At 39.2% G+C, this 2,408-nt stretch carries 2 protein-coding genes; both read left to right on the top strand.

What is annotated here, in order from left to right:
* The first annotated feature begins 352 nt into the window (after positions 1-352).
* On the top strand, positions 353-961 hold the full coding sequence (locus F6K49_RS41610) for a hypothetical protein (RefSeq protein ID WP_293107059.1): 609 nt from the start codon (positions 353-355) through the stop codon (positions 959-961).
* A gap of 724 nt (positions 962-1,685) precedes the next feature.
* On the top strand, positions 1,686-2,408 hold a 723-nt coding region (locus tag F6K49_RS41605), incomplete at its 3' end, for a hypothetical protein (RefSeq protein WP_293107056.1).

Here is a 2,408-nt window from a genome sequence, read left to right as displayed (position 1 = left end):
TATGATTAACTAGAGCCTCTGGGGGGGGTAACCGGCAAGCTAAAATCATTACTGGGTAATAATTTTAGCCCATAAGTTACTTAGCGATGCAGCGCCGCAAAAGGGGGTTTCTCCCATGAGCGACTGCATCAATACAAGGTGCGCTTGACCTTGGCTAATTTAATTCTTAATGGGTCAAGCGCACCTTTAGAAACCCTATAGCAGTTCTCCATCGGGTGAGGTACTTTCCTCTTTAGTTTTAGGGAGCAGGGATTAGGGAGCAGGAAGCAATAAATAAAATTTATATTTACCTCAAGCTTACTAGGAAACGCAATAGTTCAGGTTTACTCAAGTCAAGCAATTAAACAATGTTATGTTTCTCATTAATAAAGAAGCAACCACTCAAAAAATTGAATTGCTGGATCAATCTAAAATTATTTTCCAGAATAAACTATTCACTAAATGGTTTGATATTTTCCCAAAGGCTTATCAAAAAGCATTCAAGTTTTGTCGTTCCCAAATATCTGATGAATATTCGTCTTTGTATTTGCTTGTAGAACATCGGCATTATTTGACAATTTGGATTGAGCAAGAAGAGGTAAGTTTAGCTAACAAAGTTTATAGTTCACCAATAAATAGTGCTCAACCTAAATCCACTGATTCGTTACCACTAATGGCAGCTAGATCTAAAGGGGAAAATCCCAGATATTTTGATGGTGAACAATCCAGAAATCCTAACCAGTTTCCTAGGGAAGTTTTACCTGATTCACTCCCCGAAGATATTTCAGCTTCCGAAGCTTCGATAGTTACTGAAAACCTTGGATACTGGTACAATCACACAGAATCTTATTCCCCGGCAACTCCAAAATTAGCTACTGGTAATCTCAATCAGGAGCAAGAGATTCCGGAATCTGAGTTCCACCTGCATCCTAGGTTTCAGGAAATTACTAAGCAATCTCTTAAACGGCTGTCTAAAAAGTAATATCGAGGGATTTATTACCAGGAGCAACATGTCTTGACCCAGCTACCGAAATCACAGTTATCTCCCTCACGAATTGGCTCAAAAACCGTCTATAGCAGAAGTCAGAAGTCAGAACTCAGAAGTCAGAAGTCAAACTCTTGCGCTTATTTAGGTTTGAGACTTTTTTCATGTCCTAACTGCCCTGGCGAATGCTATAAGTTTGATTGTAGAAAATCAGATGGTTGAGGGACTTTCGTCCTGGGTTGCGCGGCAGTAGGGAGTAGGCAAGTCAGAAGTGGGAAGTCGGAAGTGGGAAAAGTTTTGTGTACTTGCTTAACTAATTATTTGAACGGAGTATATAGTGATTAGAGCCCCAATTACCAAGACAGAAATGTAGGGATTTCTGCAAGAGGAGACAAGGAAAGTTGGGTTAATTGTAAAACTAGCTACATTTTATGGTTGACAAATCACTTTAGTTGTGTTAAGTTTATTATTATTTAGTCCATCCTAAATACTTTGTCTTTACCCACATAGGCGTGAAACCGTTAATTGACTGGGTAAGACTTCAGCTTGATGCCCAAAATCCCCGGATTAATGACATAAATTATGAATAGATTGGGTCAAGGATGTAGCAAAATCTGCGACGCGATTGACTACATTCTTCCGTTGACACTTCCAGAGCAAAATTGCCACAATCTCACCAGCTATTTCCAAAAATAGATCAAGTAGGGGGTAAACTACCCAAATGTTAAGAATTGATCCAGAAAAGATTAATCAAGCGATGCAGCGCGGTCTTGGGGGTTCCCCCCATGAGCGACTGCATCAAGAAGAGATTAAGTGGCTGGATGAATGTACAATTATTTTCCAAAATAAAATATTCACTAGAGGTTTTGATCTTTCCCCAAATGCTTATAAAAAATCCTTAAAGTGTTGTAGTTGCGAAATCTCTGAGGAATTTCGGCCTCTGTATTTAGTTTTAGAATATCCCTATTATGTGACAATTTGGATTGAGCAAAAAGAAAAAAGTTTAGCCAACAAAGTTTTTAGTTCACCAATAAATAGTGATCAACCTAAATTCACTGATGTTTTATCACTAAGAACAGCTATATCTGAAGCGGAAACTCCTAGACATCTTGATAGTGAAGAATCCAGAAATCCTAACCAGTTTCCTACGCCAGTTTTACCTGATTCACTCCCGGAAGATGTTTCAGCTTCCGAAGCTTCGATAGTAACTCAAAACCCCGGATACTTGTACAATTCGACAGAATCTGATTCCCCGGCAAATCCAAAAGTACTTACTGGTAATCTCGATCAGGAGAAAGTGGTTTCTGAGACAGCAGTCAGTGACCAGAACAATACACTTCTTGCAGAAGTCGGGAACAGGGAACAGGGAACAGGGAACAGTGGAGAAGAATTGACGCAAACACTATCAGAAAATTACTTTTGCAAGGATAAAGTGGTTTCTGAG

Source organism: Moorena sp. SIO3I6, assembly GCF_010672095.1.
The sequence above is the reverse complement of the archived record's forward strand: the minus strand, read 5'-3'. Positions and strand labels throughout refer to the sequence as shown.